This window comes from Amaricoccus sp. (assembly GCF_017995835.1).
Taxonomy (GTDB): domain Bacteria; phylum Pseudomonadota; class Alphaproteobacteria; order Rhodobacterales; family Rhodobacteraceae; genus Amaricoccus.
This window is the reverse complement of the sequence record NZ_JAGOID010000008.1, coordinates 34145-56965: the sequence shown is the minus strand read 5'-3', so window position 1 is coordinate 56965 and position 22821 is coordinate 34145. Positions and strand designations below refer to the sequence as shown.

At 72.4% G+C, this 22821-nt stretch carries 23 protein-coding genes, 1 tRNA gene and 3 pseudogenes; 14 read left to right on the top strand and 13 right to left on the bottom strand.

Annotated features, from left to right (window positions below):
* Window positions 1-206 precede the first annotated feature (206 nt).
* Together KBA23_RS02770 and hemB are read right to left on the bottom strand one after the other, a co-directional pair.
* Window positions 207-466 (bottom strand): annotated as a pseudogene (locus KBA23_RS02770) (ISAs1 family transposase); the annotation flags it as partial.
* A gap of 407 nt (window positions 467-873) precedes the next feature.
* Window positions 874-1875 (bottom strand): porphobilinogen synthase, encoded by a 1002-nt coding sequence (gene hemB / locus KBA23_RS02765; RefSeq protein WP_290736615.1) that lies wholly within the window; start codon window positions 1873-1875, stop codon window positions 874-876.
* Window positions 1876-2010: 135 nt separating this feature from the next.
* On the opposite strand from hemB, the gene KBA23_RS02760 reads away from it, so the two are divergent.
* The 10 genes and pseudogenes from KBA23_RS02760 (at window position 2011) to KBA23_RS02715 (ending at window position 9733) form a co-directional block, all read left to right on the top strand.
* A complete protein-coding gene (locus KBA23_RS02760) occupies window positions 2011-2508 on the top strand; it encodes a hypothetical protein (protein WP_290736612.1) in 498 nt (165 codons plus the stop codon).
* A gap of 82 nt (window positions 2509-2590) precedes the next feature.
* Window positions 2591-3052 carry a RidA family protein gene (locus KBA23_RS02755; RefSeq protein WP_290736609.1) on the top strand — a complete coding sequence of 154 codons (462 nt, stop codon included), beginning with the start codon at window positions 2591-2593 and terminating at the stop codon, window positions 3050-3052.
* Between the two features lie 22 nt (window positions 3053-3074).
* Window positions 3075-3809 (top strand): glycerophosphodiester phosphodiesterase family protein, encoded by a 735-nt coding sequence (locus tag KBA23_RS02750; RefSeq protein ID WP_290736618.1) that lies wholly within the window; start codon window positions 3075-3077, stop codon window positions 3807-3809.
* The gene (locus KBA23_RS02745) at window positions 3806-4198 is read left to right on the top strand and encodes a hypothetical protein (protein WP_290736606.1); all 393 of its coding nucleotides are present in this window, start codon (window positions 3806-3808) and stop codon (window positions 4196-4198) included. Before KBA23_RS02750 ends, KBA23_RS02745 begins: the two co-directional genes overlap by 4 nt.
* Before the next feature lie 32 nt (window positions 4199-4230).
* Window positions 4231-5412 (top strand): GNAT family N-acetyltransferase, encoded by a 1182-nt coding sequence (locus tag KBA23_RS02740; RefSeq protein WP_290736604.1) that lies wholly within the window; start codon window positions 4231-4233, stop codon window positions 5410-5412.
* A gap of 58 nt (window positions 5413-5470) precedes the next feature.
* Window positions 5471-6094, top strand: coding sequence for a glutathione S-transferase family protein (locus tag KBA23_RS02735; RefSeq protein ID WP_290736602.1), 624 nt, complete (start codon window positions 5471-5473; stop codon window positions 6092-6094).
* A 1-nt stretch (window position 6095) separates the two neighbouring features.
* Window positions 6096-6389: pseudogene (locus KBA23_RS02730) on the top strand (4a-hydroxytetrahydrobiopterin dehydratase); the annotation flags it as partial.
* Between the two features lie 217 nt (window positions 6390-6606).
* Window positions 6607-8136, top strand: coding sequence for an acyl--CoA ligase (locus KBA23_RS02725; protein WP_290736596.1), 1530 nt, complete (start codon window positions 6607-6609; stop codon window positions 8134-8136).
* The gene (locus tag KBA23_RS02720; RefSeq protein ID WP_290736593.1) at window positions 8136-9116 is read left to right on the top strand and encodes a 2-dehydropantoate 2-reductase; all 981 of its coding nucleotides are present in this window, start codon (window positions 8136-8138) and stop codon (window positions 9114-9116) included. Before KBA23_RS02725 ends, KBA23_RS02720 begins: the two co-directional genes overlap by 1 nt.
* A 155-nt stretch (window positions 9117-9271) precedes the next feature.
* On the top strand, window positions 9272-9733 hold the full coding sequence (locus KBA23_RS02715) for a cell wall hydrolase (protein WP_290736590.1): 462 nt from the start codon (window positions 9272-9274) through the stop codon (window positions 9731-9733).
* A gap of 25 nt (window positions 9734-9758) precedes the next feature.
* On the opposite strand, the gene KBA23_RS02710 is transcribed toward KBA23_RS02715, so the two are convergent.
* Window positions 9759-9834 (bottom strand) — tRNA-Arg (locus KBA23_RS02710).
* A gap of 42 nt (window positions 9835-9876) precedes the next feature.
* A complete protein-coding gene (locus KBA23_RS02705; protein ID WP_290736587.1) occupies window positions 9877-10314 on the bottom strand; it encodes an Lrp/AsnC family transcriptional regulator in 438 nt (145 codons plus the stop codon).
* A 103-nt stretch (window positions 10315-10417) separates the two neighbouring features.
* On the opposite strand from KBA23_RS02705, the gene rocF reads away from it, so the two are divergent.
* Together rocF and KBA23_RS02695 are read left to right on the top strand one after the other, a co-directional pair.
* A complete protein-coding gene (rocF, locus tag KBA23_RS02700; RefSeq protein WP_290736584.1) occupies window positions 10418-11305 on the top strand; it encodes an arginase in 888 nt (295 codons plus the stop codon).
* A pseudogene (locus KBA23_RS02695) lies at window positions 11302-12367 on the top strand (ornithine cyclodeaminase). Before rocF ends, KBA23_RS02695 begins: the two are co-directional and overlap by 4 nt.
* 120 nt (window positions 12368-12487) lie before the next feature.
* Here the strand turns inward: KBA23_RS02695 and KBA23_RS02690 are convergent.
* The 5 genes from KBA23_RS02690 to ssb all read right to left on the bottom strand — a co-directional run bounded on the left by KBA23_RS02690 (window position 12488) and on the right by ssb (window position 18220).
* A complete protein-coding gene (locus KBA23_RS02690) occupies window positions 12488-14443 on the bottom strand; it encodes an elongation factor G (protein ID WP_290736581.1) in 1956 nt (651 codons plus the stop codon).
* A 339-nt stretch (window positions 14444-14782) separates the two neighbouring features.
* Window positions 14783-15118: a GYD domain-containing protein gene (locus KBA23_RS02685; RefSeq protein ID WP_290736578.1), complete on the bottom strand. Its 336-nt coding sequence runs from the start codon at window positions 15116-15118 to the stop codon at window positions 14783-14785.
* A 192-nt stretch (window positions 15119-15310) separates the two neighbouring features.
* Complete coding sequence (locus KBA23_RS02680) at window positions 15311-16528, bottom strand: argininosuccinate synthase (RefSeq protein WP_290736575.1); 1218 nt, start codon at window positions 16526-16528, stop codon at window positions 15311-15313.
* The gene (locus KBA23_RS02675; RefSeq protein WP_290736572.1) at window positions 16525-17709 is read right to left on the bottom strand and encodes an alpha/beta hydrolase; all 1185 of its coding nucleotides are present in this window, start codon (window positions 17707-17709) and stop codon (window positions 16525-16527) included. Before KBA23_RS02675 ends, KBA23_RS02680 begins: the two co-directional genes overlap by 4 nt.
* A 49-nt stretch (window positions 17710-17758) precedes the next feature.
* A complete protein-coding gene (gene ssb / locus KBA23_RS02670) occupies window positions 17759-18220 on the bottom strand; it encodes a single-stranded DNA-binding protein (protein ID WP_290736569.1) in 462 nt (153 codons plus the stop codon).
* A 225-nt stretch (window positions 18221-18445) separates the two neighbouring features.
* On the opposite strand from ssb, the gene KBA23_RS02665 reads away from it, so the two are divergent.
* Window positions 18446-19030, top strand: a complete 585-nt coding sequence (locus KBA23_RS02665; protein ID WP_290736566.1) for a lytic transglycosylase domain-containing protein — start codon at window positions 18446-18448, stop codon at window positions 19028-19030.
* A gap of 256 nt (window positions 19031-19286) precedes the next feature.
* Here KBA23_RS02665 and KBA23_RS02660 read toward each other — a convergent pair whose 3' ends face one another.
* On the bottom strand, window positions 19287-20165 hold the full coding sequence (locus KBA23_RS02660) for a LysR family transcriptional regulator (protein ID WP_290736563.1): 879 nt from the start codon (window positions 20163-20165) through the stop codon (window positions 19287-19289).
* Between the two features lie 102 nt (window positions 20166-20267).
* Here KBA23_RS02660 and KBA23_RS02655 point away from each other — a divergent pair, with 102 nt between their 5' ends.
* Window positions 20268-20891, top strand: a complete 624-nt coding sequence (locus tag KBA23_RS02655) for an NAD(P)H-dependent oxidoreductase (protein ID WP_290736560.1) — start codon at window positions 20268-20270, stop codon at window positions 20889-20891.
* 12 nt (window positions 20892-20903) lie between these two features.
* Here KBA23_RS02655 and KBA23_RS02650 read toward each other — a convergent pair whose 3' ends face one another.
* The 3 genes from KBA23_RS02650 to KBA23_RS02640 are packed head-to-tail and all read right to left on the bottom strand — an operon-like array spanning window position 20904 to window position 22816.
* Window positions 20904-21353: a VOC family protein gene (locus KBA23_RS02650; protein ID WP_290736557.1), complete on the bottom strand. Its 450-nt coding sequence runs from the start codon at window positions 21351-21353 to the stop codon at window positions 20904-20906.
* A gap of 44 nt (window positions 21354-21397) precedes the next feature.
* Window positions 21398-21853: a glyoxalase/bleomycin resistance/extradiol dioxygenase family protein gene (locus KBA23_RS02645; protein WP_290736554.1), complete on the bottom strand. Its 456-nt coding sequence runs from the start codon at window positions 21851-21853 to the stop codon at window positions 21398-21400.
* A 60-nt stretch (window positions 21854-21913) separates the two neighbouring features.
* Entirely contained in the window at window positions 21914-22816 is a 903-nt protein-coding gene (locus KBA23_RS02640) for a VOC family protein (RefSeq protein WP_290736551.1), read from the bottom strand.
* Window positions 22817-22821 lie beyond the last annotated feature (5 nt).

Sequence of the window (22821 nt, the reverse complement as noted above, 5' to 3'; positions counted from 1 at the left end):
CTGGGACTATCTCGGCGACCGCCTCCGCATCCCCGGCGCACCCACCATTCCCGCCTTGGATCACCTCATCCGCCAAGCCGCCCTCGCGTAGAGCCGCCCGGCCTTTTGCTCCGGCTACTGATAGATAGGGTAACTACCTGAGTACAAACGATAAACGCGTCAAAGGCCAAAAAGCGCCCGCGAGTCGTTTCATGAGCCCGCCGGTATTAGTCCGTCGACCATCCCGCGAGCTTCCTGCGGGACTTGATGGAGCGCCTGTCGGTTGCGGCCCGGACGAGGTTGGTGGGCGAAGTGCCGGACGGTGGCCATTTCGGGCGCCGTAGCCTTTGCGGAGACGGGACTGGTCGTCGCCGAAGGTGACGTCGAGCACCCAGCGCTGCCGATTCTCGATCACCCAACGTGCGCGCACCGCCTCGGCGGCTTGCGCCGCGGTGAGGGCGCGGGAGGAGACGAAGTAGCGCGTTTCGCCGACCTGGTGGTGGTCCGCACTGGTATGGGCGACCGGGGCGACGGCGTTTCACGACCTTCACCACCGAATCTTCCCAGGAGATAAGCCCTCGATAAAGGACGACCGATCGCCTACCGTGGCATTCTCGTCGACGAACTGCAAATCTGGGATCGCTTCTGCGTCCGAGATCCGGCATTTAATCCGTATCTCGACCACAGCCAGCTTCCGCTTCAATCGAGTGAGGTAAAGCTCGCCAAGGGCGCCGACGGGCGCAAGATATTATTCAGCGTCCCGGAGCGACTCTATCTAAAGCTGAAAAAGGAACTGGATGACCGACTTGAGGGCTGGAACAGCATTGTGGAACTTTCCCGGCACTAGTCAGGGCTGTCGCCTTCACATTGGAAGGAGACGCGCGGCGTAACGGATCAGGCTCCCGCCAGCGCCCGGGCGATGCGGGGGGCGAAGTAGGTGAGGATGCCGTCGCAGCCGGCGCGGCGGAAGGCGATCAGGCTCTCCCACATCGCCCGGTCGCCGTCGAGCCAGCCGTTGCGGGCGGCGGCCTCGATCATCGCGTACTCGCCGGAGACCTGGTAGGCGAAGGTCGGCACGCCGAACTCGGCCTTCACCGCGGCGCAGATGTCGAGATAGGGCAGGCCCGGCTTGACCATGACCATGTCGGCGCCCTCGGCGAGGTCGATCGCCACCTCGCGCAGCGCCTCGTCGCGGTTCGGCGGGTCCATCTGGTAGGTCTTCTTGTCGCCCTTGAGCGCGCCGCCCGAACCCACCGCGTCGCGGAAGGGGCCGTAGAAGCAGGAGGCGTACTTGGCGGCGTAGGAGAGGATCGCCACGTCGGGGAAGTCGTTCTCGTGGAGTGCGGCGCGCAGGACGCCGATGCGGCCGTCCATCATGTCGGAGGGCGCGAGGATGTCGGCGCCGGCCTCGGCCTGGGCGAGCGCCATCCGCTCGAGCGCGACGAGGGTCTCGTCGTTCAGCACCACGCCGTCGCGGACGAGGCCGTCGTGGCCGTCGGAGTTGTAGGGATCGAGCGCGACGTCGAGGAGGACGCCGATCTCGGGAACCGCGGCCTTGATGGCGCGGGTAGCGCGGCAGACGAGGTTGTCGGGGTTCCAGGCCTCGGTGGCGTCGGGGTTCTTGTCCGCCGCCTCGGTGAAGGGAAAGAGCGCGAGGCAGGGGATGCCGAGGCGCACGGCCTCCTCGGCGGCGCGCACGGCGCGGTCGACCGTCAGCCGCTCGACGCCGGGGAGCGAGGCGATCGGCTCGGCGGCGTCGGTTCCCTCGCGCACGAAGACCGGCCAGATCAGGTCTGCCGGGGCGAGCCGGGTTTCGGCGACGAGGTCGCGGATCCACGGGGTCCGGCGCAGGCGGCGGGGACGGCCGAGCGGGAACGGGGCGGCGAGCGGGGTCATCGTGGCGGTTCCTCCGGCTGGCTCGGCGCCCCTGTGCCACGGAGCCGCCGGTCGCCTCAACCCCCTCTCGGGGTTGGATCGGCCGGCGGGTCGCGCTAGGACGGCGCGGTCGCCCGCCCCGGGGAGCCGCCCGCCTTGCTGTCCGTCTTTCGCCTCGAGAGCTTCTTCAGCATCTGGTACTGGGCGTTCACGGTGCTGGTCTGGACGCTGGTCTGCCAGCGCACGCTCGGCGTGCCGCACGACATGCTGGTGCGCGCCGCCCGGCTGCCCGAGGTGGCGGAGCGGGTCGACCTGCTCGCGCGGATCGCGGCGGAGCGGTTGGCCGGTCTCGGCGACAGTCTCGGGGTCGCGGCGGCCGCCGTCACGGGCTTCGCGCTCGCGGCGCTGGCGACGCTCGCCTATGGCTACGGCGTCGCGCTGGCCGAGGCGGCGTTTCTCCTCGCCTTTCCGCTCAGCGTCGTCGCCTTCGGGACGATGCGCGTCGCCCGGCAGGTGCGGGCGAAGGGCCTCGCCGGCGAGGCGCTGCGCCGGCGGCTGTCGCGGCGGCGCGCCGTCAACCAGGGCATCGCCATGCTGGCCATGGTCTCCGCCGCGATCGCGGCGCTCGGTCACCCGCCGCGGTTCGGATTCTGATCCGGCGCGACGCCGCCCGTCGACGCTTGGCGAGCCCGGGGCCGCGGTCCTATAAGGGCGGGAGCAACGCAAGGGAGGGTCCATGTCCGCGATCGAGAAACGTCTGGCCGAACTCGGGGCCAGCCTGCCGGACGCGCCCGCGCCGGCCGCGAACTATGTGCCCTTCGTGGTTTCCGGCAAGACGGTCTACGTCTCCGGCCAGATCAGCAGCGACGCGAACGGCCCGATCCGCGGGCGGCTCGGCGAGAACGTGGACGTGGCCGCCGGCGCCGCGGCGGCGAAGACCTGCGCGCTGGCGCTGCTCGCGCAGGCGCGCAAGGCGGCGGGCGGCGATCTCGACGGCATCGCGCGGATCGTCAAGCTGACCGGCTTCGTAAACAGCGCGCCGGGCTTCACCGACCAGCCGAAGGTGGTGAACGGCGCGTCGGACTTCCTCGTCGAGGTGTTCGGGGACAGGGGCCGGCACGCGCGCTCGGCCGTCGGCGTGGCGGCGCTGCCGCTCGGGGTCGCGGTCGAGATCGAGGCGATCTTCGAGCTTGCCTGAGCTCGCGGCCGCGTTCCTGCGGATGCCGCTCGCGCATCGCGGGCTGCATGACCGCGCCGCGGGGGTGATCGAGAACAGCCGGGCCGCGGTCGCGGCCGCGGTCGCGGCGGGCTATGGCGTCGAGATCGACGTGCAGCGCGCGGCGGACGGCGAGGCGATGGCGTTTCACGACGAGGCCCTGCCCCGCCTGACCGGCGCGCCGGGGCTGGTCGCCGATCACACGGCCGCGGCGCTCGGGCGGATTCGGCTGAGCGGGAGCGACGAGACGATCCCGACGCTGGCGGAGATCCTTGCCATCGTCGCGGGGCGGGCGCCGCTCCTCGTCGAGGTCAAGGACCAGACCGGCGTGCTCGGGCCCGAGGTCGGGCCGCTGGAGGGCCGGGTGGCGGAACTCCTCGCCGGCTATGGCGGGCCGGTGGCGGTGATGTCGTTCAACCCGCATTCGGTGGCGGCGCTGGCGGCGGCGGCGCCGGGGGTGGCGCGGGGGCTGACGTCCTGCGCCTTCGACGGCGAGGACTGGGCCTTGCCCGACTATCGCCGGGCGGAACTCGCCTCGATGGCCGAGGTCGGGCCAACCGGGTCGAGCTTCGTCTCGCACGACAAGGCGGATCTCGCCAGCCCGGCGGTGGCGCGGCTGAAGGCCGGCGGGTTGCCGGTGCTGACCTGGACGGTGCGCTCGGCCGCGGAGGAGGCGCTGGTGCGGCGGGTGGCGGACAACATCACCTTCGAGGGCTACCGCCCCGCCATCCCCCGATGATCCGGGGACTGCTCGCCGGGGCCGCGGTCGCGGGCGTGCTGCTCGCCGCCGGGACCGTTCTCGGCGCGCTGCGCGTCCTCGTCGCCGCGCCCCGGCTGGGGGAAGGGTGGGCGCTGGCGCTGGAGTTGCCGGCGATGCTCGCCATCGCCTGGACCGCCACCGGCCGGTTCCTGCGCCGCCTCGCGGCGCCGGGCGCGCTCGCGGACCGGCTCGCCATGTCCGCGGCGCTGCTCCTCGTCCTTTTCGCCGGCGAGGCCGCGCTCGCCGCCGGCCTCGCCGGCGCCTCTCCGGCGGCCTGGCTCGCGGGGCTCGCCGATTCCGCCGCCTGGCCGGGCCTCGCCGCCCAGATCGCCGCGGGCCTGATGCCGCTCTGGCCACGACGGCATTGACGCCCGCCGGTTCCCGGCCATCACTGGAGGCGATGGACGGCGGCGAAAGCATCGAGATCAGCGTCCTCGGGGGCCTCGGCGAGATCGAGGCGGCCGAATGGAATGCCTGTGCCGCGCCGGAGGCGGCGGACGGGGGGCGGCCGGTTGATCCTTTCACGACGCACCGCTTCCTCGGGGCGCTGGAGGCGTCGGGGTCGGTCGGGCCGGGCGCCGGCTGGGGGCCGCGGCATCTGGTGGCGCGGCAGGGCGGCGTCGCGATCGCGGCGATGCCGCTCTACGTCAAGGGCCACAGCCAGGGCGAGTATATCTTCGACCACGCCTGGGCGGACGCGCTGGAGCGGGCCGGCGGGCGCTATTATCCGAAGTTGCAGGCGGCCGTGCCGTTCACCCCGGCGACCGGGCGGCGGTTCCTGACGCGGCCGGGCTTCGAGGCGGCGGGGCGGGCGGCGCTGATCGAGGCGGCGACGACGATCGCCGAGCGCAACGCGGTGTCGTCCTTCCACGTCACCTTCTGCACCGAGGCGGAGCGGCGCTGGGGCGAGGCGGCGGGCCTGCTGGCGCGCTCGACGCAGCAGTTTCACTGGGTGAACCGGGGCTATACGGATTTCGAGGGGTTCCTCGGCCAGCTCGCCTCGCGCAAGCGCAAGGCGATCCGAAAGGAGCGGGCGCAGGCGCAGGGGTTCGGGGGCGAGATCGTCGAGCTGACCGGGGACGCCATCGAGCCCGGGCACTGGGACGCGTTCTGGCGGTTCTACCAGGATACTGGCGGCAGGAAATGGGGGCGGCCCTACCTGACGCGGGCGTTCTTCGAGCGGGTGCAGGCGACGATGCGCGGCGACGCGCTGCTGGTGCTGGCGCGGCGGAAGGGGCGCTGGGTGGCGGGGGCGCTGAACTTCATCGGGCGCGACACGCTTTATGGCCGGTACTGGGGCTGCGTCGAGGATCACCCGTTCCTGCATTTCGAGCTCTGCTACTACCGGGCGATCGACTGGGCGATCGCCCACGGGCTCGAGCGAGTCGAGGCCGGGGCGCAGGGCGAGCACAAGCTGGCGCGGGGATATCTGCCGGTGGAAACGCACTCGCTGCACTGGATCGCCCTGCCCGCGCTCAGGAAGGCGGTGGCGGCGTATCTCGACGCCGAGCGGCGGGCGGTCGGGCAGGAGATGGAGGCGCTCGCGAGCTGGGGGCCGTTCCGGCGCGGCGAGGGCGGTTGAGGGCTGACAGCGGCGGCGGGAGCGCTATGTTCCGCGGCGACGCAAAAGGAGTGGTCCGATGACCAACGAGATCGTTCTCTACACCAACCCCCGTTCGCGGGGCCGGATCGCGCACTGGATGCTGGAGGAGGTCGACGCGCCCTATCGGACCGAGTTCATCGAGCTCGGCGCCGGGACGCGAACGCCGGAATTCCTCGCCATCAACCCGATGGGAAAGGTGCCGACGCTGGTCCACGGGGCGGAGGTGGTGACGGAGGCGGCGGCGATCTGCGCCTACCTGGCCGACACCTTCCCCGAGGCCGGGCTCGCGCCGCGGCCGGGCGAGCGGGCGGCGTATTATCGCTGGCTGTTCTTTGCGGCGGGGCCGCTCGAGTCCTCGGTGACGAACCGGGCGCTCGGCTTCACCCCGCCGGAGGAGCGGCAGGGGATGGTCGGCTACGGCTCGTTCGAGGCGGTGATGGACACGATCGAGCGGGCTCTGGAGGCGGGGCCGTTCGTGGCGGGCGACCGGTTCACCGCGGCGGACGTCTATTTCGGCTCGCAGGTCGGCTGGGGGCTGATGTTCGGCTCGATCGAGGCGCGGCCGGCGTTCAAGGAATACTGGGGCCGGCTGGCCTCGCGGCCGGCGCTGGCGCGGGCGAACGCGGCGAACGACGCGGCGATGGCGGCGGAGGCGTCGTGACATGGCGGAGTTGCTGACCGCAGCGGAGCGGACGGAGGCGCTGCCGGCGCTGGGCGCGGCGGGCTGGGGCGCGGTCGAGGGGCGCGACGCCATCCGCAAGGTGTGGAAGTTCCGGAGCTTCGTCGAGGCCTGGGGCTTCATGTCGCGCGCGGCGCTGCACGCCGAGAAGCTGAACCACCATCCCGAGTGGACCAACATCTACAACGTGGTGGACGTGACGCTGACCACCCACGACTGCCGGGGACTGAGCGGGCTCGACCTGAAGCTGGCGCGGAAGATGGACGCGCTGGCGGGAGCGGACGTGGAGGTGCAGCGCGATCATTCCGAGCCGGTGGAGTGCCTGTGCGAGATCCACGCGCGGACGGGCGGGGCGGAGTGAGCGGCCCCCGCCCGTATAGGCGCCGGCTGCACACGTCGTGACAGCGCCACGGCCGCGTTGCGGCCTTGCCGTGCGGGGTTGATCTCGCCGGCGCAGGCGGCCAACGTCGATGGAAGCCCGGGGGGGGGACGTCATGGCGGAGACGCTCGCATCGCTGATCGCAGGCCATGCCGAGGACGCGCCGGCGCTGGGGGCGCCGGAGCGGGAGTGGCTGAGCTTCGGGGGGCTCGGGGCGCTGGCGCGCGAGGTGCGGGCGACGCTGGCCGAGGCGGGGATCGCGCGGGGCGACCGGGTGGCGATCGTGCTGCCGAACGGGCCGGAGATGGCGGCGGCGTTCGTGACCATCGCGCAGGCGGCGACGACGGCGCCGCTGAACCCGGCCTATCGACGCGACGAGTTTGACTTTTATCTCGACGACCTCGGCGCCAGGGCGATCGTGCTGGCCGAGGGCGCGGAGGGGCCGGCGGCGGAGGCGGCATTGGCGCGGGGGCTCGCGGTGCTGCGGCTGTCGCCGGACGGGGCGGCGGGGCGGTTCCGGCTCAGGGCGGAGCGCAAGGCGGGGGCGCCGGCCTTCGGGGCGGAGGCCGAGGCCGAGGACATCGCGCTGATCCTGCACACCTCGGGCACGACCTCGCGGCCGAAAATCGTGCCGCTGCTGCAATCGAACCTCGCGGCCTCGGCGCGGCACATCGGGGCGGCGCTGGCGCTGTCGCCGGCGGACCGCTGCCTGAACGTGATGCCGCTCTTCCACATTCACGGGCTGGTCGCCGCGGTGACGGCGAGCCTCGCGGCGGGGGGCTCGGTCTGGTGCGCGCCGGGGTTCGACGCGCTCAGGTTCTTCGGCTGGCTCCACGACGCGCGGCCGAGCTGGTACACGGCGGTGCCGACGATGCACCAGACGATCCTCGGCCGGTCGGCGCGCAACGCGCAGATCGTGCGGGCGGCGGGGCTGCGGCTGATCAGGTCGTCGTCGGCGTCGTTGCCGCCGCAGGTGATGATCGCGCTCGCCGAGACCTTCGCGTGCCCGGTGATCGAGAGCTACGGCATGACCGAGGCGGCGCACCAGATGTGCTCGAACCCGCTGCCGCCGCGGGCGCAGAAGCCGGGCTCGGTCGGGGTCGCCGCAGGGCCGGAGGTGCGGATCGCGCACGAGGTCGAGGACCGGCTGCTGCCGGGCGGGACGGGCGAGGTGGTGATCTCGGGCCCGAACGTGACGCCGGGCTACGAGGCGAACCCGGAGGCCAACGCGAGGAGCTTCTTCGAGGCCGAGGGGCGGCGCTGGTTCCGCACCGGCGACCAGGGGGCGTTCGACGCCGAGGGCTATCTTGGGCTGACCGGACGGCTCAAGGAGATCATCAACCGCGGCGGCGAGAAGGTGAGCCCGCTCGAGGTCGACGCGGTGCTGATGGACCATCCGGCGGTGGCGCAGGTGGTGACCTTCGCGCTGCCGCACCGGACGCTGGGCGAGGAAGTCGCGGCGGCGGTGGTGCTGCGCGAGGGCGCGGCGGCGAGCGAGGGCGAGATCCGCGACTTCGCGCGCGAGCGACTGGCGGAGTTCAAGACGCCGCGGCGGGTGGTGATCCTCGCCGAGATCCCCAAGGGCGCGACCGGCAAGCTGATGCGGATCGGGCTCGCGGCGAAGCTCGGGCTCGGCGGGGGCTGATGCGGATCTGCGTCTTCGGCGCCGGGGCGATCGGCGGCTACATGGCCGCGATGCTGGCCCGGGCCGGGGCGGAGGTGAGCGTCGTGGCGCGCGGGCCGCATCTGGCGGCGATGCAGGCGCGCGGGCTGGCGCTGGTCGCGGCGGAGGGCGAATTCACCGTCCCGGTCCGGGCCACCGACGATGCGGCGGCGCTGGGGCCGCAGGACTACGTGGTGCTGACGCTCAAGGCGCATTCCGTGCCGGCGGCCGTGCCGGCGATCCTGCCGCTGCTCGGGCCGGGGACGACGCTGGTGAGCGGGGTGAACGGCGTGCCGTGGTGGTATTTCCACGGGCTGGAGGGGCCGCTGGCGGACACGCGACTCGAGAGCGTCGATCCCGGCGGCGTGCAGTGGGAGGCGTTCGGACCGGAGCGGGTGCTCGGCTGCGTCGTCTATCCGGCGGCGGAGGTGGCGGAGCCCGGGGTGATCCGGCATGTCGAGGGCAACCGATTCTCGCTCGGCGAGCCGACGGGCGAGCGGTCGGCGCGGGCGCTGCGGCTCGCGGCGGCGCTGGAGGGGGCGGGGCTGCGGGCGCCGGTGCGGCCGCGCATCCGTGACGAGATCTGGGTGAAGCTGTGGGGGAACCTGAGCTTCAACCCGATCTCCGCGCTGACGCTGGCGACGCTCGACCGGATCTGCGCCGATGCGGGGACGCGCGGCGTGGCGCGGGCGATGATGCTGGAGGCGCAGGCGGTCGGCGAGAGCTTGGGCGTGCGCTTCCCGATCGACGTTGACCGGCGGATCGACGGGGCGGCGGCGGTCGGCGCGCACCGCACCTCGATGTTGCAGGACCTCGAGGCCGGGCGACCGATGGAGATCGACGCGCTGGTGGGCGCGGTGCAGGAACTCGGCCGGCTGACGGGCGTGGCGACGCCGGTTCTCGACACGGTGCTCGGGCTGATTCGGCTGCGCGCGCGGGTGGCCGGGCTCCATCCCGGGTGATGTTGCGCTGCGGCGATTATGCCGCGCAGCAGCAAAAATCGTCGCGTTCTCAAGGCGCGCGGGCGGAAAGTTGCCGATAGATCCGGCGCGCCTCGACTTGCTGCAATGCAGCATGGCAGCTTGGGGCTCCCAGGAACGCCCAGGGAGTGCGAGCCATGCGCCTTCTGACCAGAACCTTCGCGACCGTTCTCGTCGCCCTCTCCCTCGCCCCAGTGGCGCAGGCGAACGGGGCTTCCGGGCAGCGTGACCACTCGCAGGCGGATCAGGTCTGCCTGACCGAGGCGATCTATTTCGAGGCGAACCCGCACGCGGAGTCGCAGCAGGCGGTCGGCCACGTGATCCTGAACCGGGCGCGCGATTCGCGGTTCCCGAGTTCGGTCTGCGGCGTCATCAAGCAGGGCTGCCAGTTCTCGTACCGCTGCTCCGGCCGGTCGCTGGCGCTGCGCGACAAGGTGAAGCGGCAGCGCGCGGAGCAGGCCGCGACGGCGGTGCTGGCGGGCAGCGACGACCCGACCCGCGGGGCGCTGTTCTTCCACTCCGCCAAGGCCCGCCCGGGCGGCTTCTTCTCGAAGCGCCCGCGCGTGGGCGAGATCGGCGGGAACGTGTTCTACCGCTGAGCGGCTTTCCCGCCGCTGCGAGGCGTGGCGTCCCCGACAGGACTTGAACCTGTGACCTATCGCTTAGGAGGCGATCGCTCTATCCGCTGAGCTACGGGGACGGCGGGCCCACATAACCGGAAACCGGCGCGAAGGCCAACCCGTCACAGGCGGGCGCGGGTGCTGCGCGGGGTGGTGAGAAGCAGGCTGGTCTCGCTCGTGGCGACGCCCGGCAGCAGGCGGATGCGCCGGAGCGTGGCGTCGAAGTCGGCGAGGCCGGCGGCTGCCAGTTCGACCACCAGATCCCAGCGGCCGTTGGTGGTATGGACCGCGGCCACCTCGGGCATGGCGCCGAGCGTGCGGATCACCCGGGCCGTGGCCTGCCCGTCGATCGCGATCGACATGACGCCGCGCACCGCCGCCTCGACCGCGTCGGCGGGAAGAATGACCGTGTAGCCGAGGATCTCGCCGCGCGCCTCCAGCCGGGCGATGCGGGCGCGCACCGTGGCCCGGGCGACGCCGAGTTCGGCCGCGAGGTCGGAGACCGAGCGGCGGGCGTCGTGGCGCAGCAGCGACACGAGCTTCTGGTCGAGCGGGTCCATCTGTCCGTACTGGTCGATCCGACTGCCGAAATGATAGATCGGCCTGCCGGATGCGCCAATCCTGTCTCTCAACATTGCCGCGACGTGATGTCGATATGGCGGCATGGGACACATCAACGATGCATTGCATATCCGCCTCGTCGGGGCGCCCGTCGAGGAGGGCGCGGGCCGGCCCGGCTGCGCGCTGGGGCCGCAGGCGCTGCGCGCCGCAGGGATCGGCGCGGCGCTCGGGGCCGCCGACCTCGGCGACGTGGCGCCGCGGCCGTCGCGGCCGCTCTGCCACGGCAACGCGGCCCTGAAGGCGCTGCCCGAGGTCTCGGCCTGGACCGAGGCGCTGGCCGAGGCGGCGCTCGCGGCCTCGGACGGCGGCCTGCCGGTCTTCCTCGGCGGCGACCACAGCCTGTCCGCCGGGACGGTGACCGGGCTGGCGCGGCGCGCGGCGGAGGCAGGCCGGCCTCTTTTCCTCCTCTGGCTCGACGCGCATCCGGATTTCCACACGCTCGACACCACGACGAGCGGCAACCTGCACGGGACGCCGGCCGCCTACGCGACGGGGCGGCCGGGGTTCGAGGGCTATTTCCCGGCGCTGGCGGCGCCGGTCGATCCGCGGCGGGTGTGCATGCTCGGGGTGCGCAGCGTCGATCCGGCCGAGGCGCGGGCGCTCGCGGAGGCGGGCGTGGCGGCGCACGGGGTGCGCGGCATGGGGCGGGCGCTGGCGGCGTTCCTGGCCCGGGTGGCGGCGGAGGACGGGTTGCTGCACGTGAGCCTCGACGTGGACTTCCTCGATCCCGGCCTCGCGCCGGCGGTGGGGACGACGGTCCCGGCGGGGGCGAGCCGGCGGGCGGCGCTGGCGGCGATGGACCGGCTGCGGGCGTCGGGACGGGTGACGAGCCTCGACGTGGTGGAACTGAACCCGCGGCTCGATCGCGGCGGCCGCACGGCGCGGCTGATGGTCGAGCTGGTGGCGCGGCTCATGGGAGATCGCAGATGAACACCGCCGCCCTGAACCTCGTCCCCTTCGTCAGCGTCGACCACATGATGCGGCTGGTGCACGCGACCGGGATCGAGCGCTTTCTGTCGGAACTCGCCGCGCGGATCGAGGCGGACTTCGCCCGATGGGAGAGCTTCGACCGGACACCGCGGGTGGCGAGCCACAGCGCCGAGGGCGTGATCGAGCTGATGCCGACCTCGGACGGCGCGACCTATGCCTTCAAGTGCGTGAACGGTCATCCCGGCAACGCCCGGGACGGGCGGCAGACGGTGGCGGCATTCGGGATGCTCGCCGACGTCGCGACCGGGTATCCGGTGCTCCTGTCGGAGATGACGCTCCTGACGGCGTTCCGCACGGCGGCGACCTCGGCGGTGGCGGCCAGGCACCTGGCGCCGCCGGGAGCGCGGACCCACGCGATCATCGGCAACGGGGCGCAGTGCGAATTCCAGGCGCTGGCGTTCCGGGCGATCTGCGGCGCGGCTCTGGGACCTCGACCCGGCGGCGACGGAGAAGAGCCGACGCAACCTCGCCGCGGCCGGGCTGCGGACGACGGCGTGCCGGTCGGCGGAGGAGGCGATCGAGGGCGCGCGGATCGTGACCACCTGCACGGCGGACAAGACGCGGGCGACGATCCTGACGGACAACATGGTGGGCGCGGGCGTCCACATCAACGCGATCGGCGGCGACTGCCCGGGCAAGACCGAGCTGCACCGCGACATCCTGATGCGGGCCGACATCTTCGTCGAGCATCCGCCGCAGACGCGGGTCGAGGGCGAAATCCAGCAGCTCGCGCCCGACCATCCGGTGACGGAGCTGTGGCGGGTGATCGCCGGGCGCGCGCCCGGGCGCCGCTCGGCGGCGGCGATCACGCTGTTCGACTCGGTCGGCTTCGCGATCGAGGATTTCTCGGCGCTGCGCTACGTGCGCGAGCGCCTCGCCGCGACGGGCCTCGGCCAGGAGCTCGACCTCGTGGCCGACCCGGACGACCCGCGCGACCTCTACGGCATGCTGATGCGCGCGGCCGGACCGGGGATGCCTCAGGCATTCATTCAGGTTTGCTAACCTGGAGAGCAGTCGGTTTCGCGCGAACGCGCGCGAAACAGGCAAAGAAGACTCTGCGCGCACCTGCGCGCACCTTGTGGCCGCAAAGGCGGCCTTCCGACGGCGGCGCCGGGCGCGGCGTCAGGCCGGCTCGCGGGCGTGGTCCTGGACGATGCGCTCGGCGGCCTTGCCGTGCATCTCCTCGTAGTGGTCGAAGCTCTCGGAGAACCAGCCGACGCCCTGGGTGGAGGCGCGGACGTCGTTGGCGAGACCCGGGAGCGCCGCCGCCGGCAGGAGCGCCTCGAAGACCTCCCAGCCGCGCGCCTCGGGGTCCGGCTCGAAGCCGAGCGGCTGGCCGTGGAGCGCTGAGACGATCGGGCCGAAGCCGCCGGTGAAGATCGAGGGCGCGTGGATGCGGGCGCGGTGGATCGGCTGGAGGAGGACGGGGCCGGCCGCCTCCAGCGCCTCGCCGACGCCGCGGCGGCCGGCGATGCGGAAGGCCATGTCGGAGCTGTCGACCGCGTGGGCCTGGCCGTCGGTCAGCGTCACCGCCACATCGACGACCGGAAAGCCGAGCGGGCCCTTCTCCATGGCGTCGCGCGCGCCGGCCTCGACGGCGGGGATGTAGTTCCTCGGCACCGCGCCGCCCTTGACCGTCTCGGCGAAGGAGAAGCCGGCGCCGCGGCCGGTCGGGGCGATGGTCATCTTGACGTCGGCGAACTGGCCGGCGCCGCCGGTCTGCTTCTTGTGGCGGTAGGCGACGTCGTGGCTCTTGGTGATCGTCTCGCGGTAGGCGGGGCTCGGGTCGAGGTCGGCGACCTCGAGGCCGAAGGCGTCCTTGAGCCGCTGGCGCACGAGGCGCAGGTGGAGCGGCCCCTGAAGGCTCGCCAGCGCGCCGCCGGTGGCCGGATCCTGGGCGACGCCGAGGCCGCCGTCGGATTCGGCGAGGGTGGCGAGGGCGCCGGAGAGCTTCACGCCGTCGCGCTCGTTCGACGGCGCGATCAGGCGGTGGAGCATGGCGGGCAGCGCCGCGGTCCAGCCGGGGGCGTCGTGGACCGCGCCTTGGGTGACGAGGCGTCCGGGGGCGAGGTGGTCGGCCTTGACCGCCTGGACGATCTCGCCCTCGGCGACCTCGTCGAGGTGGCGCTGTTCGCGCGGGTCGGCGGGCGAGAGCTGGCCGGGGGCGCGGCCGCCGAGCGGACGGGTGGCGGGCAGGGTCTCGAAGGCGCGCAGGAGCGCGATCCGGCCCATGTGCTTGCGATAGCCGCCGGCGAAGACCACGGCGGCGGGGGACTCGGTGAGGCCGGCCTGCTGCTGGAGGCGGGCGCGCAGGGCCTCGGGCTGCGGGGCCTCGTGGCGCAGCGCCTTCAGCAGCCGGACCACGCCGTTGCCGTGCAGGCCGGAGCCGATCAGCGCCTCCTCGACCTTGTTCTCGGCCAGGGCCCGGGCGCAGAGGGCGTAGACCTCGCCGGAGGGGGGAACGCGCTCCTCGATCAGTTCCTCGAGCAGGTGGTCGTCGAACTCGGAGAGCGATTCGAGCAGGCTCTCGCGGGCTTCGTGCTCGCGTTCGATCATGCCGGCGGGAAGCTCGATCAGCTTCGAGGGCTCGCCCTCGCGATAGGACCAGGCGCGCTCGGAGACGAGGTCGACGGCGCCGGTGATGCGGTCGCCGTCGCGGATCGGCACCTGGCGCAGGATGATCGGGTGCTCGGCATAGTCCTGGAGCGCGGCGACGAGGTCGCGCATCCGGGCCGTCGCCTCGTCGATGCGGTTGACGAAGATCAGCGCCGGCGTGCCGGCGGCGGCGACGGCGTGGAGGTAGGGCGCGGCGAGCGGCGCGGCGTCCGGGTCGGGGGTGACGCAGATCACCGCGACGTCGGCGGCGAGCAGCGCCGCCTTGGCGACGTGCAGCGCCTCGATCGAGCCGGGCGTGTCGATCGCCTGCCAGCGCTCGCCGAGATGGGCAAAGCCCGCCACCCGCGCCTCGCCCGGCGCGGCGGCGGGCTGGATAGCGCCGCCCTCGAGGGTGCAGAACCGGTCGACGAGCGTCGATTTGCCGGTGTTCGACGCGCCGAGCACCGCCAGCGTCCGCGTCATGGTCGTCCTCCCCGTCGGTTCTGTTGGAGGGATCATAGGCCGGGGGCGGGCGCGATTCCTAGCGGGGATCCGTGGGAGCCCACGCCGCCGCCGCGGGCCGGGCCGGCCCCGCTGCCGGCCGTATCACGCGTGATAGCTGCGTAAGCTATTGATATGATGAAACGAACGCGACGCCCGCATCGCCGGCGCAAGCTGCGCACTCCGCGCCGCGTTCGATCGGTTCGGTCGATGCGGCGTGGGGATCCCGCCGGTTCCCCGGCGATTTCGCCTTGGCGAGATCGGATGCAGCCCGCGCTTGCGGCGCGGGCCGGCCGGCGCGCGCCGCCGGGTCGCCGACGCTCAGGACGCCATGGGGGCCTTGTAGGCGGCGGTCGCCTTGCTGGCCATCCCCATCGCCTCCTTCGCCTCGGCGGCCGTCAGCAGCTTGACGGTCTCGGACCGCGAGACGGTGCCCGCGGCGGCGACCGCCAGCGCGCCGGCCGCCATCATCCTGTCGTCGGGGCCCTCGATCAGGCAGACGACGTCGAACTTGCCGAACGCGAAGAACAGGTGATGCAGCTTGCCGCCGATCGCCTCGATGAGCTTGGCCGCGGCGGCGGTGCGGTCCTGCGGGTTGGCGACCATCGCCTTGATGGCCTCGGGGGAATAGGCGATCTGATAGAGATAGAAGGGCATGGATTTCCCCTCGTCGCGAAGGGGTCGGCCCAGGCCTTGCGCTCCGGATCCCCACATGCCCGTGACCGCCCGGTCCGCGCGCGCCGCCGGGAAGCGGCATGCAGCCGGAGCCAGGTCTGCGGGCGGAACATACCACGCCCGCAGGACCCGAGTCGCGGGCCTTCGCGCTTCCGGAAGGCCCGGGGCCCTCGCCTACCGACGGTTGCGGGCGGAGAGGAGCTTCAGGCGCAGCGCGTTGAGGCGGATGAAGCCGGCCGCGTCCTTCTGATCGTAGGCGCCCGCGTCCTCCTCGAAGGTGACGTGCTTCTCGGAATAGAGGCTGTCGGGCGAGGAACGGCCGACGACGGTGGCCGAGCCCTTGTAGAGCTTCACCCGGACGCTGCCGTTGACGTGCTCCTGGCTGCGGTCGATGGCGGCCTGGAGCATCTCGCGCTCGGGCGAGAACCAGAAGCCGTTGTAGATGAGCTCGGCATAGCGCGGCATCAGCTCGTCCTTGAGGTGGCCGGCGCCGCGGTCGAGCGTGATCGATTCGATGCCGCGATGCGCGGCGAGCAGGACCGTGCCGCCCGGGGTCTCGTAGACGCCGCGGGACTTCATGCCGACGAAGCGGTTCTCGACGAGGTCGAGCCGGCCGACGCCGTGCCGGCCGCCGAGCTCGTTCAGCCGGGTCAGCAGCGCGGCCGGGGTCAGGCGCGCGCCGTCGATGGCCACCGGGTCGCCGCGCTCGAAGGCGATCTCGACGTATTCGGGCGTGTCCGGGGCCTTCTCCGGGTCGGTGGTGCGCTGGTAGACGTAGTCGGGCGCTTCCTCGGCGGGGTTCTCCAGCACCTTGCCCTCGGAGGAGGTGTGCAGGAGGTTGGCGTCGACGGAGAACGGCGCCTCGCCGCGCTTGTCGCGGGCGATCGGGATCTGGTGCTCCTCGGCGAAGGCGATGAGCCGAGTGCGGCTGGTCAGGCCCCATTCCCGCCAGGGGGCGATGACGCGGATATGCGGGTCGAGCGCGTAGGCCGCGAGTTCGAAGCGGACCTGGTCGTTGCCCTTGCCGGTGGCGCCGTGGGCGACGGCGTCGGCGCCGGTCGCCGCGGCGATCTCGACGAGGCGCTTGGCGATCAGCGGGCGGGCGATCGAGGTGCCGAGGAGGTACTGGCCTTCGTAGAGGGCGTTGGCGCGAAACATCGGGAACACGAAGTCGCGCACGAACTCCTCGCGCAGATCCTCGATGTGGATGTTCTCGGGCCGGATCCCGAGGAGGATCGCCTTCTGGCGGGCGGGCTCGAGCTCCTCGCCCTGGCCGAGGTCGGCGGTGAAGGTCACCACCTCGCAGCCGTACTCGGTTTGCAGCCACTTGAGGATGATCGAGGTGTCGAGGCCGCCGGAATAGGCGAGCACGACCTTCTTCGGTGGGGTCATCGGGCAGGCTCCGCTCTGTCGATGCGCGGGGTAGCGGGATTCGCGGCGCGCGGCAACCGCGGCGGGGCGGTCTGGTCCTCGTCCAGCGCGATCTCGGCGGCGCCGGGCGTCGGGCGGATCACATAGCCCACGGTCCGCGCTCCGGGGGGCGGGGTGTATTCCCAGAAGTCGTCGCTGTGGCGGAGGTTGCGGAAGAGCGCGAGGAGGGCGGGCGAGGTCGCGGCGGCGAAGTGGTCGAGCGGGTCGCCGGCCTCGACTTCCGTGATGTCGTAGATCGTCACCGGCAGGCCGCCGAGTTCGGACTCGTCGCGGAGCGATCCGAGCCGGTCGTGCTCGCCGCGAAGCCATGCCGAGATCCTGAGCGCCTCGTCGTGCTTCGAGGCGAAGACGACGATCGGCACGCCGCGCTCCAGAATCGGCCGGGCCTCCTCCTTGAACACGTCGAGGTCGATGTCGGGCGCCAGCAGGAAGATCGCGTTGATCTTGCGCTCCGCCTCGTCGTAGCCGAGCCGCATCATCGTCGAGAACGTGTCCATCAGCAGGAACGCTCCCATGGAATGGGCGACGAGATTGAATTGCCGCGCGTCGGAACTGGCCACCGACGCGATGGTCTCCTCCAGCGCGCGGCGGGCGAAGAGCGCGCTCTCGCGGTCGTCGAAGTAGCGCCAGGTCTTGGCGGCGGAGGGCCAGGAGAACAGCACCGCGACGTCGTGGCGGTCGTAGTCGTGCTGGATCTGGGCGTGGCGCAGGACGCCCTCGGCGAAGTTCACGTTGAAGCCATGGACGAAGACCATGGCCTCGGCCTCGCCCGAGGGATCGGCGGCAAGGGCGGCGTTCATCGCGGCGCGGAACTCGGGTTCTCCGGCGAAGCGGCGGGCGGACGTGACGAGGAACTGCGTCTCGGGGTCCGGGTGGCGTGGGTCGGGGAAGGTCACGGTCCCTGCGTCGCGGCGCGGCGGGACCGCAACGTCGAAGATGGCGAAGTCGGGCGGCGCCTTGCGGTCGTGGCCGTAGAGCTCCGGGCCTGCGACCGGCGCGCGGGCGGTGCTGACGAAGACCTGCTCGCGCGCGCCCACCGTGGCGGCGGCCGGGTCGAAGACGATCTGCCCGCGGGGCGCGCAGCCGGCCGCGACGGCGAGAGCGACGAATGCGACGGAGCGGGCGCGGCGGCGTGCCGACATCAGGATCCCCGAAGGCGGCCGGGGCCGCCGCGCCGCGCGACCGGTCGCGTCAGAACGGGATCTCGTCGTCGATCTGGCTGGAGGGGCCGGCGCCGCCGCGCGTGCCGGGCATCCCGCGGTCGTCGCCGTAGTCGGGGCCGCCCGCCATGCCGCCATCGCCGCGGCCGTCGAGCATGGTCAGTTCCGAGCGATAAGGGCGCAGCACCACCTCGGTGCTGTAGCGGTCCTGGCCGGACTGGTCCTGCCACTTGCGGGTCTCGAGCTGGCCCTCGAGGTAGACCTTGGAGCCCTTGCGCAGGTACTGCTCGGCGACGCGGACGAGCGGTTCGGAGTAAATCGCGACCGAGTGCCACTCGGTTTTTTCCTTGCGCTCGCCGGTCTGCTTGTCGCGCCACGTCTCCGACGTGGCGATGCGCAGGTTGGCGACCTTGCCGCCGCTCGGGAACGACCGGACTTCCGGATCGCGACCGAGATTGCCGATCAGGATCACCTTGTTGACGCTGCCGGCCATGCCGCTCTCCCAAATGGCTCTTCCGCTGGCCCGGGGTGGGTGCGGGCGGGGCGGAACGTCGCCCTGAATAGGTTAACGCGGCATGAAGGACAACCGGGTAGGTTGACCGCATCCCGACGATAACAGAGAGGCTGACAGCGCGGAAAGTTTTTGCCATAGTCCGCGCAATTCCGGCGCAGGCCGGGCGGCGATCGAGGCGGGCGCCGACAAGCAGGACGAGGGACCATGAGACGGATTGCGATCGCGCTGGGCGCCTGCCTTGCGTTGTCCGGCCCGGCGGCTGCGGAAGTGCAGTTGAGCCGCGTGCTGTCGGGAAGCTCCAGCCTTTCGTCGGAGTATCGCTCGCTGATCCGCGCGCCCGTGCCCGGCGCGCTGAAGGGCCAGCCGCGGCGGCCGTCGCGCATCGCCGAGACCGACGACTGGGCCATCCCGCGCTACTACGGCTCGAACGGCCAGTTCCAGGAGCTGGCGCGGGCGGCGGCGCGCAGGCACAACGTGCCGGAGGATCTGTTCCTGCGGCTGGTGCGTCAGGAATCGAACTTTCACCCCGCGGCGGTGTCGTCCAAGGGGGCGATCGGGCTGGCGCAGCTGATGCCGGGCACGGCGCGGCTGCTGCGGGTCAATCCGCACGATCCCAAGCAGAACCTGGAGGGGGGCGCGCGGTATCTGTCGATGCAGTACCGCAAGTTCGGCGACTGGCGACTGGCGCTCGCCGCCTACAACGCCGGTCCGGGCGCGGTGGAGAAGCACGGGGGCGTGCCGCCCTACGCCGAGACCCAGCAATACGTGAAGAAGATCCTCGGGCGCTGAGGCGGCCCGACCCGGGCGATCCGTCCTCGACCTCCCGGGGGGAGCGCCGCCCTCGGGGACCCCGCAAGGGGGTCCCGCTCGGACGGCGCTGACGGTCGGCCGCCTTTGCGGCCTCCCTGCGAAGGAGCGGCCTTTCGCCGCGAGTCCTCGTTCTCCCCGCCCTTTGGCGGGGCCCCGGCGCCTGCTCGATAGGGTTTCTGCCAGTATGAATGCCTGAAGGCGGAGTGCGGCGCCGGCAGCGCACGCGCCGACGCGGTCACGACTCGGCGGCGAAACGCTCGGCAAGGAGCTCGATCAGGGCGCGGACCCTGGCGGGAGCCGGGTCCGCCGGCGGCGGGCGGACGACGAAGAGGCCGACTTCCGGCATGGCGTGGTCGGGAAGGACGCGGACGAGTTCGCCCGCCTCGATCGCCGGGCGGCACAGGAAGGCCGGCAGTCGCGCGACGCCGAGGCCGAGGCGCGCCGCGGCGAGGAGGGCCGGGCCGCTGTCGGCGAGGAACCGCGCCTGCGGCGCGAGCGTGATTTCGCGGCGGCCTTCGCGGAAGCGCCAGGTCTCGTGCACCTGGGCGAGGATGGCGTGGGCGCGGAGGTCGGCCACGGCGCCCGGCGTGCCGTTCTTGCGCAGGTAGGCCGGGCTGGCGACGAGGACCGCCCGGACCGGGGCGATGCGGCGGGCGACCAGCGTCGAATCGGGCAGGCTGCCGACGCGGATCGCCGCGTCAAAGCCCTCGCCGATCAGGTCGACGACGCGGTCGCTGTAGGCAGCGTGGACGTCGAGCCGCGGCCAGCGCAGCGCCAGTTCCGGCAGGACCGTGGCCAGGTGGGTTGCGAGGAACGAGAGCGGGGCGGACACGCGCAGACGACCGGCGATCTCGCCGCCGCCCCGGCGGATCTCCTCGCGGCCGGCGTCGAGTTCCGCGAGGATGCGGTCGGCATGGGCCTTGAACGCCGCGCCCGCCTCGGTCGGCGCCACGCCGTGGGTGCTGCGCGCGACGAGCGGCGCGGCGAGTTCCGCCTCGAGCCGGGCGAGGCGGCGGCTGACCACGGATTTCGACAGGCCGAGCCGGCGGCTGGCCGGCGTCAGGCCCCGCGCCTCGATGACCTCGACGAAGACGCGCAGGTCGTCGATGTCCACCGCCAGCGTTCCGTTTTCTGCAACACAGATATGCCGGTCGAAAGGCTACCGTTGTGCATCGGGCGACGCCAGATCGTTCCTCAACGAACGAGGAGATTCCAGATGCTCAATATCCTGGCCATAGACAGCAGCTCGGCCGGCTCGGCCTCCGTGTCCCGCCGCCTGGTGGACGAGACGGTTTCGGCGCTGGTCGCCGCTGCGCCGGGGGCCGCCGTCGTCCGCCGCGACCTCGCCGCCGATCCGGTCCCGCACCTGACCGCAGCGACGCTCGCCGGCGTGCGCGGCGAGCCGTCGTCGGAAGCGGAGCTGGCGGCGCGGGCGCTGTCGGACACGCTGATCGCCGAACTCGAGGCGGCGGACGTGCTGGTTCTGGGCGCGCCGATGTACAATTTCAGCGTCCCGACCGTGCTGCGTTCGTGGTTCGACCACGTGCTGCGCGCGGGCCGCACCTTCCGCTACACCGAGGCCGGCCCGGAGGGGCTGCTGAAGGGCAAGCGGGCGATCGTGATCGAGAGCCGCGGCGGCCTCTACAGCGCAGGTCCGGCGCAGGCGATCGACTTCCAGGAGCCGTACCTGCGGCACCTGCTCGGGTTCATGGGCGTCAGCGACGTGCGCTTCGTGCGGGCGGAGAAGATCGGCTTCGGTCCCGAGGCGCGGGCGGAAGCCATCGCCGCGGCGGTGGCCGAGATCGCCGACATAGCCGAGGCCGTGCCCGTCGCGGCCTGACGGCGCGCGGCGTCAGGCCGCTTCGAGCGTCGCGATGTCGAGCTTTCCCATCCGGATCATCGCGGCGAAGACGCGGGGCGCGCGCTCCGGGTCGGCGAGGAGCTCGCCGAAGTTCGCGGGGCAGACCTGCCAGTAGAGTCCGAAGCGGTCGCGGAGCCAGCCGCAGCGGCCATGCTCCCCGCCTTCGGCGAGGGCCGCCCAGAGCCGGTCGATCTCCGCCTGGTCGGCGCAGGCGGCGACGAGCGAGACGATCATCGACGGCGCGGGCTCCGGGCCGGCGTTCAGCGCGAGATGGAGCCGACCGTCGAGTTCGAACTCGACGGTCAGGACCGCGTCCGGTCCGCCCGGCCCGCCGCGGATCGTGCGCAGCCGGCGGGCGCCGGGCAGGACGGCGCAGTAGAAGTCGACCGCCGCCTCGGCCTGGCCGGGAAGGAGGAGGCAGGGGAAGATGCGGTCGGGCATGGCGGTCTCCGGGTGCTTGCGCAGGCGGCGTCGGATCAGGTGGATCAGGCGGAGGGCTGCTCGGGGCCTGACTCGAGGACGCCCCACTGGACGCCGAGGGGATCCTTGAGGAGGCCCCACCAGTCGCCCCAGAACTGCTTCTCGTAGGGATAGACGATGTCGCAGCCGGCCTCGACGGCGCGCTTCCACCAGGCGTGGCCGTCTTCGACGACGAGCTGGAGGTGGAGCCCGGCCGGGCCGGGGCGCTCGTCGGCCGACATGCCGTCGGACATCATCAGCGCGCCGCCGTTGATCTCGATCTGGACATGCATGTGGCGGCCCGGCCTTTGCGGATCCGCCATGCGGCCGAGGTCTTTGGCGCCGAAGGCGCGGGCATAGAAGTCCGCCGCCTCGGCGGCGCGGCCGTTCATGTCGAGATAGGGGATGACGCCGCTCATCACCTCGGCGGAGGGGCGGGCGGTCGTGCGGGGATCGGCGGTCCTGATGTCGTCGGATGGCATGGGTCGGTCCTCCGTTGGCGCCGGTTCGTTGGCGCAGTTTCGGTGGGGCAGGATCGCGCGTCAGGCGGCGAAGGCCGCCTCCAGGCGCGCGATGTCGATCTTCTTCATGTCCATGAAGGCGGCCATGGCCCGGTCGGCGGCGGCGCGGTCCGGCCCGGCGAGCATCTGGAGGGTGTCACGCGGGGTGATCTGCCACGAGACGCCGAAGCGGTCCTTGAGCCAGCCGCAGGCCTCGGCCTCCGGCACGGCGGACATGGCGGCCCAGAGCCGGTCGATCTCGGCCTGGTCCTCGCACAGGACCATCAGCGAGACGGCCTCGTTGAAGCCGAAGTCGTGCGTCAGCGCGCTGTCCATCGCCATGAAAGTCTCGCCAGCGAGGCGGAACTGAGCATGCTTGACCGTTCCGGCCCGGTCGGGGGACTCGGCGCCGTCCCAGCGCAGGACGCCGGCGACCCCGGAGTCCGGCAGGAGGCCGGTCCAGAGGTTCATGGCCTCCTCGGCGCGGCCGGCCTCCGCCCCCGTGAACATCAGGCTCGGGACCAACCGTCGACCGGAGGCGGCGGGATCGCCGAGCGCCACCTGCCAGGTGAGGCCCCATCGGTCGGCGAGCCAGCCGTAGCGCGGGGCCCAGGGGTAGGCGTCGAGCGGCATCAGCGGCCGGCCGCCCTCGATCAACCCGTCCCAGACGCGGTCCACGTCGGCGCGGTCCGGCAGGGTGACGAAGAGCGAGATGGCCGGGGTGAAGCGGAAGAGCGGGCCGCCGTTCATCGCCACGATCTCGGTCCCCGCCAGCAGGAACTCGGCGGTCATCACCGTGCCCTCCCCCTGACCGTGGATCTCCTGGCCCACCTTGCCGTAGCGCGTGATCGCGCCGACCTCCGAGTCAGGGACAAGCGAGGCGTAGAACGCCGCCGCCTCCTCGGCGGCGCCGTCGAACCAGAGGCAGGGGACGATCTTCTGCATGGGCC

What these genes read in the sequence shown, in the direction of transcription:
- hemB (WP_290736615.1), bottom strand. Translation starts at nt 1,875, where the DNA reads ATGACCCCGCTCGCCGCCCCGTTCCCGCTCGGCCGTCCCCGCCGCCTG.
- KBA23_RS02755 (WP_290736609.1), top strand. Translation starts at nt 2,591, where the DNA reads ATGTCCGCGATCGAGAAACGTCTGGCCGAACTCGGGGCCAGCCTGCCG.
- KBA23_RS02750 (WP_290736618.1), top strand. Translation starts at nt 3,075, where the DNA reads ATGCCGCTCGCGCATCGCGGGCTGCATGACCGCGCCGCGGGGGTGATC.
- KBA23_RS02745 (WP_290736606.1), top strand. Translation starts at nt 3,806, where the DNA reads ATGATCCGGGGACTGCTCGCCGGGGCCGCGGTCGCGGGCGTGCTGCTC.
- KBA23_RS02740 (WP_290736604.1), top strand. Translation starts at nt 4,231, where the DNA reads ATGGACGGCGGCGAAAGCATCGAGATCAGCGTCCTCGGGGGCCTCGGC.
- KBA23_RS02735 (WP_290736602.1), top strand. Translation starts at nt 5,471, where the DNA reads ATGACCAACGAGATCGTTCTCTACACCAACCCCCGTTCGCGGGGCCGG.
- KBA23_RS02725 (WP_290736596.1), top strand. Translation starts at nt 6,607, where the DNA reads ATGGCGGAGACGCTCGCATCGCTGATCGCAGGCCATGCCGAGGACGCG.
- KBA23_RS02720 (WP_290736593.1), top strand. Translation starts at nt 8,136, where the DNA reads ATGCGGATCTGCGTCTTCGGCGCCGGGGCGATCGGCGGCTACATGGCC.
- KBA23_RS02715 (WP_290736590.1), top strand. Translation starts at nt 9,272, where the DNA reads ATGCGCCTTCTGACCAGAACCTTCGCGACCGTTCTCGTCGCCCTCTCC.
- KBA23_RS02705 (WP_290736587.1), bottom strand. Translation starts at nt 10,314, where the DNA reads ATGGACCCGCTCGACCAGAAGCTCGTGTCGCTGCTGCGCCACGACGCC.
- rocF (WP_290736584.1), top strand. Translation starts at nt 10,418, where the DNA reads ATGGGACACATCAACGATGCATTGCATATCCGCCTCGTCGGGGCGCCC.
- KBA23_RS02690 (WP_290736581.1), bottom strand. Translation starts at nt 14,443, where the DNA reads ATGACGCGGACGCTGGCGGTGCTCGGCGCGTCGAACACCGGCAAATCG.
- KBA23_RS02685 (WP_290736578.1), bottom strand. Translation starts at nt 15,118, where the DNA reads ATGCCCTTCTATCTCTATCAGATCGCCTATTCCCCCGAGGCCATCAAG.
- KBA23_RS02680 (WP_290736575.1), bottom strand. Translation starts at nt 16,528, where the DNA reads ATGACCCCACCGAAGAAGGTCGTGCTCGCCTATTCCGGCGGCCTCGAC.
- KBA23_RS02675 (WP_290736572.1), bottom strand. Translation starts at nt 17,709, where the DNA reads ATGTCGGCACGCCGCCGCGCCCGCTCCGTCGCATTCGTCGCTCTCGCC.
- ssb (WP_290736569.1), bottom strand. Translation starts at nt 18,220, where the DNA reads ATGGCCGGCAGCGTCAACAAGGTGATCCTGATCGGCAATCTCGGTCGC.
- KBA23_RS02665 (WP_290736566.1), top strand. Translation starts at nt 18,446, where the DNA reads ATGAGACGGATTGCGATCGCGCTGGGCGCCTGCCTTGCGTTGTCCGGC.
- KBA23_RS02655 (WP_290736560.1), top strand. Translation starts at nt 20,268, where the DNA reads ATGCTCAATATCCTGGCCATAGACAGCAGCTCGGCCGGCTCGGCCTCC.
- KBA23_RS02650 (WP_290736557.1), bottom strand. Translation starts at nt 21,353, where the DNA reads ATGCCCGACCGCATCTTCCCCTGCCTCCTCCTTCCCGGCCAGGCCGAG.
- KBA23_RS02645 (WP_290736554.1), bottom strand. Translation starts at nt 21,853, where the DNA reads ATGCCATCCGACGACATCAGGACCGCCGATCCCCGCACGACCGCCCGC.
- KBA23_RS02640 (WP_290736551.1), bottom strand. Translation starts at nt 22,816, where the DNA reads ATGCAGAAGATCGTCCCCTGCCTCTGGTTCGACGGCGCCGCCGAGGAG.